At 66.7% G+C, this 6,886-nt stretch carries 8 protein-coding genes; 3 read left to right on the top strand and 5 right to left on the bottom strand.

Annotation, left to right across the window (positions count from 1 at the left end):
* Positions 1–303: 303 nt before the first annotated feature.
* Genes rpsN through rpmB form a run of 3 tightly spaced genes read right to left on the bottom strand, consistent with a single transcriptional unit; the run spans position 304 to position 1,017 of the window.
* Entirely contained in the window at positions 304–609 is a 306-nt protein-coding gene (rpsN, locus tag AC50YC_RS08305; protein ID WP_011693742.1) for a 30S ribosomal protein S14, read from the bottom strand.
* A 4-nt stretch (positions 610–613) separates the two neighbouring features.
* On the bottom strand, positions 614–781 hold the full coding sequence (gene rpmG / locus AC50YC_RS08300) for a 50S ribosomal protein L33 (RefSeq protein WP_011693743.1): 168 nt from the start codon (positions 779–781) through the stop codon (positions 614–616).
* Positions 781–1,017 (bottom strand): 50S ribosomal protein L28, encoded by a 237-nt coding sequence (gene rpmB / locus AC50YC_RS08295; protein ID WP_056342125.1) that lies wholly within the window; start codon positions 1,015–1,017, stop codon positions 781–783. Before rpmB ends, rpmG begins: the two co-directional genes overlap by 1 nt.
* A 481-nt stretch (positions 1,018–1,498) precedes the next feature.
* Here rpmB and AC50YC_RS08290 point away from each other — a divergent pair, with 481 nt between their 5' ends.
* The 3 genes from AC50YC_RS08290 (at position 1,499) to AC50YC_RS08280 (ending at position 4,243) form a co-directional block, all read left to right on the top strand.
* Positions 1,499–2,935: a ferredoxin reductase family protein gene (locus AC50YC_RS08290; RefSeq protein ID WP_494953061.1), complete on the top strand. Its 1,437-nt coding sequence runs from the start codon at positions 1,499–1,501 to the stop codon at positions 2,933–2,935.
* Positions 2,932–3,417, top strand: coding sequence for an FMN-binding protein (locus AC50YC_RS08285; protein WP_494953060.1), 486 nt, complete (start codon positions 2,932–2,934; stop codon positions 3,415–3,417). Before AC50YC_RS08290 ends, AC50YC_RS08285 begins: the two co-directional genes overlap by 4 nt.
* Positions 3,418–3,481: 64 nt before the next feature.
* Positions 3,482–4,243 (top strand): FAD:protein FMN transferase, encoded by a 762-nt coding sequence (locus AC50YC_RS08280; protein WP_494953059.1) that lies wholly within the window; start codon positions 3,482–3,484, stop codon positions 4,241–4,243.
* Here the strand turns inward: AC50YC_RS08280 and AC50YC_RS08275 are convergent.
* Together AC50YC_RS08275 and glsA are read right to left on the bottom strand one after the other, a co-directional pair.
* Positions 4,230–4,991, bottom strand: coding sequence for an SGNH/GDSL hydrolase family protein (locus AC50YC_RS08275; RefSeq protein ID WP_494953058.1), 762 nt, complete (start codon positions 4,989–4,991; stop codon positions 4,230–4,232). The genes AC50YC_RS08280 and AC50YC_RS08275 overlap by 14 nt on opposite strands.
* Positions 4,992–5,045: 54 nt before the next feature.
* Positions 5,046–6,863 (bottom strand): glutaminase A, encoded by a 1,818-nt coding sequence (glsA, locus tag AC50YC_RS08270; RefSeq protein WP_494953057.1) that lies wholly within the window; start codon positions 6,861–6,863, stop codon positions 5,046–5,048.
* Positions 6,864–6,886: the final 23 nt, after the last annotated feature.

Genomic DNA, 6,886 nt, shown 5'->3' with positions numbered 1-6,886 from the left:
CGGCGGCGACTCGAATTACTTTACACGCCCACCCCACCACACACAAATCCACCCCCACAACACCCCCCACACCCCAAAAACCCCGCAACGACGCGGAAACCAGGCCGCCCAAGGCCACGCCCCCACCAAAAGGCCGGAGAAGCGGTCCTATGTACTGGGTCACATCCCCGCCTCACCTGGCAGCGCGGACCGGGTTTCACCACCGGCAGGAGCTTCAGCCCGCCGTCGTGCGCTTAACGCAAGAAGGGCCGGCACCAACAGGTGCCGGCCCTTCTTCAAGCCACTGGCTTCAGGGGTGCTGAATTACCAGGAAGACTTCGTGATGCCCGGGAGCTCACCGCGGTGAGCCATGTCGCGGAAGCGAACACGGGAGATGCCGAACTTCTGGAAGGTACCGCGCGGGCGGCCATCGATGATGTCGCGGTTACGCAGACGTACCGGTGAGGCGTTGCGGGGCAGCTTCTGCAGGCCGAGGCGTGCAGCTTCGCGTGCTTCGTCGGTCGACGCGGGGTCAACCAGAGCCTTCTTCAGTTCGAGGCGCTTTGCAGCATAACGCTCGACGATGACTTTACGCTGTTCGTTCTTAGCGATCATTGACTTCTTGGCCATGTGTTTAGCGCTCCTCTCGGAATTCGACGTGCTTACGGATGCGGGGGTCGTACTTCTTCAGAACCATACGGTCCGGGTCGTTACGACGGTTCTTGCGCGTCACGTAGGTGTAACCCGTGCCCGCGGTCGACTTGAGCTTGATGATCGGACGTACGTCCTTGTCCTTGGCCATTAGAGCTTCACTCCTCGTGCCAGGATGGCGGCTACGACTACGTCGATGCCACGCACGTCGATGGTCTTGATGCCCTTTGCAGAGAGCTGCAGAGTGACATTACGGCGCAGGGACGGAACCCAGTAGCGCTTCTTCTGGATGTTCGGGTCGAACCGGCGCTTGTTGCGACGGTGCGAGTGCGAAATGCTGTGTCCAAAGCCCGGCTCGGCTCCGGTCACCTGGCAGTGTGCTGCCATGACGACTCTCCTCAAAATAAATGAAACGATCGGCGGAGTTCCCGCGTAACCGTGCGACAGGCGGCGTCCGCATCCAGCGCCCACAGGGTTTCGGTAGTTCCGCAGGCTTGATGCAGTGGCGTAAACCGACTGCGTTCCGCACTGCGGCGAAGATTGTGGGCCACGGTTACCGGGCGGCGGAATCCTTTCGGATAGCCACCGCGAAGTACCGGGATGCTGGGCGAATACAGGAGTGCACGCAACTTGAGCCCCTAACTACCGGCCATCAGGACTGCCAATATTGCAGACAGATCCCGCCAACCGGAGCAATTGCGCACGCTCCGCGCCACCTAGCGCCTACCAAGTCTACGAGCTTGACGAATTAAAGACCAATCCGGTATTCGGCGGTGTATAAGGGGTGAAGCCCGGTCGGGTCCGAAGTCACATCGGCACCCTAGCGGTTTCACAGCCAATTGATAGGCAGCGGGCGGACCGTGGAGCCATGAACTCCTCACTCCCGATGGCCGTGCCGGCCAGGGCACTCCGCACTCCCGCGGAGCGGTTCCGCGGCCAGTCCCGGAGCCGCTTGTTCCGGGCGGACCTGCTGACCGTGCTCGCATGGTCTTCGGTGGCCTTCGCCGTCGCACTGTGGCTCGCCGACGGCGGCGCCGCCGGATTCTCGACGCTGGCCGGCTCCTTCACGGCCTTGGGAATCGTCGCCGGCCTCGCCGGTATGGACCTTGTACTGCTGATGTTGCTGCTGGCGGCGCGTCTGCCGGTGATCGACTCCGCCGTCGGGCATGACCGGGCGTTGGAATTTCACCGCCACCTCGGCAAGCCGTCACTGTATCTGCTGCTCGCACACGGAATCCTGATCGCGATCGGCTACGGGATGGCCGAGGGGCTCGATCCGTTCAGTGAGCTCGTGGCCCTCTGGGTCCTGGTCCCCGACATGTGGCTCGCCATCGTGTCGATGGCGTTGTTCATCGCTGTGGTGGCCACCTCGCTCGTGGCGGTGCGGCGACGGTTCCCCTACGAGCTCTGGTACGCCGTTCACCTGCTCACTTATGCCGCGGTGCTGACCGCGATCCCGCATCAGTTCAGCGCCGGCGGGCTGTTCGCCGAGGGCACCTGGCAGCGCTGGTACTGGCTGGCCGCCTGCATCGGAACCGGCGCCGCACTGGCTCACTACCGTTTCCTGGAGCCACTCGTGGCCACCGTCCGGCATCGGCTGACCGTGAGCCGTATCGTCACGGAGGGTCCCGGCGTCGTCAGTATTGAACTGGCTGGCCGCCACCTCGACGAACTGGCCGGCAAGGGCGGCAGGTTCTTCATCTGGAGGTTCCTCTCGCCGGGCGCCTGGTGGCATCCGCACCCCTTCAGCCTCTCCGCGGAGCCCGTGCTGTTCGACTCCTTGGGCCGCGGAACACTGCGGATTACCGTGCGCAACCTCGGCCGGGGCTCCGCGCAGTTGGCCCGGCTGAAACCCGGGACCAGGGTGGCCATCGAGGGACCCTACGGGCTCTTCTGCACCGCGGCCCGCAGCCGGAACCGCGTCGTCATGATCGGAGCGGGCATCGGGATCACCCCGATCCGCGCCTTGCTGGAGAGCACTCCCTTTGATCCGGGCAACGCCACGGTGATCCTCCGCGGCCACAGCGAGGCGGAGCTGTACCTGGGCGATGAAATCCTGGACCTTTGCCGCCGCCGCGGCGCCACCTTATTCCACGTCACCGGCGCACGGACCACCGGCGGACAAGGCTGGCTGCCCGCGTCGGCCATCCGTTCAGGACACCGGCTGGCCAGCTACGCTCCGGACATCGCCGACGCCGACGTGTACATCTGCGGCCCATCCGCCTGGGCGCGCAGTGTGATCAGCGAAGCCCGCGCGGCCGGTGTCCGCGAAGAACAACTCCACAACGAAAGGTTCGACTGGTGAGAACACGAGCAGCGGTTTCAGCAGCACTCGCCTCCGCCGGGATTCTTCTGGCTGGCTGGCAATCCGGTGCCCACGTCGCCGAGACCGGGAGCACGGCGGCGGCCACATCGGCCGCCACCCCGTCCGGCGCATCGTCCGGCACATCGGCCGGCGCATCGGCCGGGCCGGGAGCGGGCGGAGGAACCGCAGGAGCCGCGGCGCAGGCCGCCGGGACCTACGCCGGCAGTGTGGTGCAGACCCATTTTGGCGCCGTCCAGGTGCAAATCACCGTGAAAGCCGGTGCGATCACGGATGTCACTGCCCTCCAGTTGACCGACGACGACCGCAAGTCGGCGCAAATCAGCAACCGGGCCGCGCCGTTGCTGCGGGCCGCGGTCATCAAGGCCCAGTCCGCCCAGGTGCAGACCATCAGCGGCGCCACCGTTACCAGTGACGCGTATTTGAGTTCGCTTCAGGCAGCCCTCGATGCAGCGAACCTCTAAGCCTTCGCCCGCCGAGAGTCCGGCGCAGAGCGGCCCTGCCCTGAAAAGCAGGACCTTCCAGTGCATGGGAACCGTCATCAGCCTCGCCCTGCCCGCCGGCGCCGCCCGGGACGGCGAAGCGCTGGAAGGTGCCACCGCCGCCGTCGAACGCGTGTTTGCCGGCCTGGACGCGACCTTCAGTCTCTACCGGCCGGAGTCTGAAGCGAGCCGACTTGCCCGCGGCGAGGGCACGCTCCGGGACGCCTCGGCGGCCTTCCGCGCCCGCTTTGCGGACGCCACGGGTTGGCGGCTGCTGACCGACGGATTCTTCACGCCCGAGCGGCCGGACGGCGTGCTGGACCTCTCCGGAATCATCAAGGGCTACGCCATCGACCAGGCAGCTTCCGCTTTGGAGTCCGCCGGCATCGCGGACTGGTGTCTCAACGCCGGCGGCGACGTGCTGGTGAGCGGCTCGCCCGTGCCGGGGACCGGGTCCCCGTGGCTGGCCGGCATCGTGGATCCGCAGGACCGCCGGTCGCTGCTCTCGTGCTATTCCCTGGGCGGCACCGGCCGCTTCACCGCGCTGGCAACGTCCGGGACCGCCGAGCGCGGAGACCATATCTGGCGGGCCGGAGCCAGCCGGACCGAAGTCGGACCACTCGAATTCCGCCAGGTGTCGGTGGCCGCCGCGGACATTCTCACCGCTGACGTGCTGGCCACGGCTGTAGTCGCCGGCGGGAGGCGGATGCTGAATTGGGCCACCGACAGCTGGGACGTCGAGGTGCTTGCCGTCCTGGGCGGCGGGGAACTCCTCGCGACGCCGGGCTTCCGCGCTAGAGGTGCGTGATCTGCGGGTAGCGCGGTGTCAGTCCGTCGCCTGAGGACTTCCCCGTGACGCGGCGGACCACCCACGGTCCGGCGAATTCGCGGACCCAGCGGGCGTTGGCGCGGATAGCCTCGGTCCGGCTGAGCTCCGGGACCGGGGTCATGGGCGGAACATCGATCGCGTGGTCATGCTCCAGGACGGTGAGGACGCGCTTGGCCATGTTCGCGTGGCCCGCGGCCGACATGTGCATCCGGTCGGGCGCCCACATTCCCCAGTCGTAGTACTCGCTAAAGCGCCAGTAGTCCACTAGGAGGGCGCCGTGGTCCCCGGCGATTCCGCGGACCAGCTCGTTATAAATTGCGGTGCGGCCGCGCGTCGTGCTGAAGATCTTCGAGCCGCGGGAGTCGAACCCGGTGAACATCACCACGGTTGCGCCGGTGGCCTTGAGTCTGCGGATGCCGGCGTCGTAATCCACCAGCAGATCGTCGATGTCCACCTTGGGCCGGAGGATGTCGTTGGCCCCGGCGTAGATGCTCACGAGGGTCGGTTTGAGCGCGACGGCGGCATCGACCTGTTCGGTCATGATCTGGCGGAGCTTCCGGCCGCGGATGGCAAGGTTCGCATACCCGAAGCCGGGATCGGCGGCGCCGAGCTGCTCGGCCACCCTGTCAGCCCACCCCCGGACGCCGTTGGGACGGGCGGGGTCGTCGTCGCCGACGCCTTCCGTGAAGGAGTCTCCAAGGGCTACATAGCGGGACGTGAAATCCATGGATCCAGTCTGCCAGCAGTTGCCCCGAGCAAACAAAAGCGGGCAGCACAACCGCTATTCGCGGATCCGGACCGCCGTTTCGCGCAGGTACTGCTCCACCCTGGTGTAGGCGTCCCGGGTCAGCGCCTTCCAGAGGGCGATGGCCAGCCGCGGGTCGGCCGCTTCCAGTTCGGAGATTGCCTCCGCGCTGAGGACCATGACCTCCACCGGGCCTACCGCCCGGACGGTGGTCTCCTGCCGGTTCCCGCTGCCCAGCGCCAGTTCGCCAAAGGTCATGCCGGCGCTGAGCGTATTCAGTTTCACCCGGTCCGCGGTGGGCCCCGGGGAGGTGCTGCTGACTCGTCCGGAGGTGATGAAATAGACCCCGCCGAACCGCAGCCCGACACGCCGGATGACGTCGCCGTCGTCGTATGACTTAGGGCTCATGAGGGCTTCCAGCGCCGCGGCGTCTGCCTCGTCCAGCGGCGCCAACGCGGGCGACGCGGTGACGGGAACGTGGTCCGGGAGCAACAGATGCTTCCCGTGGCGCTCTAGCAGGCGGTTTTCGCAGTATTCGACGGCGGCGCTCCGCGTCCCGAAGGACGGCACCTGGCGCTGCGCTGAGAGTCCCAGGGCTTCCGTGACGGATCCGTCCGCCTCAATCAGCACCAGTTCCCGGCCGGCGTCGGCCATCCCCTGCCTGGCCTTGGCCAGCATGCGCACGGCAACCTCGCTGACCTGGTCGGTGCGGCGCACGTCCAGGACCACCAGCTCGACGTCGTCCGCCAGGCTGCTGAGCTCGCGCACCATGGACTCGGTTCCGGCGAAGAGCAGGTCGCCGTTGACTTCGATCACCCGGGCCCGGTGGCCATGGGCACGCAGGACGTCGGCGGCCTCGTCGTTCCGGCGGATGCCCGAGGGCGTTTCGGTCACGTCGTAGGCGGCGAGGATGGCGGACCGGCCCGTCCGGGCCGCACGGACGAAGTGGAGTTCCATGTCCAGGGAGAGTCGCTGTGCGGTCGCCAGGCCGCGGACGCTGCTGCCGTGCTCGTCCAGCGGCGGCGAATAGACGGCCAGGCCCACTTGACCGGGCAGCACGGCGATGATGCCGCCGGCCACCCCGCTCTTTCCCGGCATCCCCACGCTGCTGATCCAGGCACCGGCGTCGTCGTACATGCCGGAGGTCATCATGACCGACAGCACGCGTTCCACCGGCCCGATTTCCAGCACCTGTTTGCCGCTGAGCGGATTCCGGCCGCCGTTGGCAAGGGTGGCCGCCATGATCGAGAGGTCGAAGCAGTTCACCAGGACGGAACACTGGCGGAAATAGTCCTCCAGGACCGGCGTCGGATCATCCTCAATGATGTTGAAGGAACGCAGCAGGTACGCGAGCGCCGTGTTGCGGTGGCCGTGCTTAAGTTCGGACTCGAAGACCTTCTCGCTGACCGAGAGCTGCCGGCCGGCGAAAGCGGAGTACGTGCTGAGGATCCGCTTGAAACCGGACTGCCCGCCGGATCCCCTAATCAGCGAGGTGGCGGTGAGGGCACCGGCGTTGATCATCGCGTTCGCCGGCCGGCCCGTGCCTTCGGCCAGGGAAATCTCGTTGAAGGAGTCCCCCGACGGTTCCACGTCCACTTTGGCGTCCACGGCCTCGGCGCCGAGGTCCTCCAGGGCCAGCCCGTAGGTGAAGGGCTTGGAGATGGACTGGATGGTGAATTCCTCGCGGGTGTCACCGATTTCGTACACCGTGCCGTCCACCGTGGCCAGGGCGATGCCGAAGTTGTCCGGGTCCACGTTGGCCATGGCCGGGATGGTGCTGTAAGGCTTGCCGTCCTTGAGCTCGGCGATCTCGGCGTGGATCTGGCGCAGGTAGCTGTCGATCGGCGATTCCATACCGCCAACATTAGGCGACGCCG

This window comes from Pseudarthrobacter sp. MDT1-56 (assembly GCF_059383555.1).
This window is presented reverse-complemented; position numbering and strand designations above follow the sequence as displayed.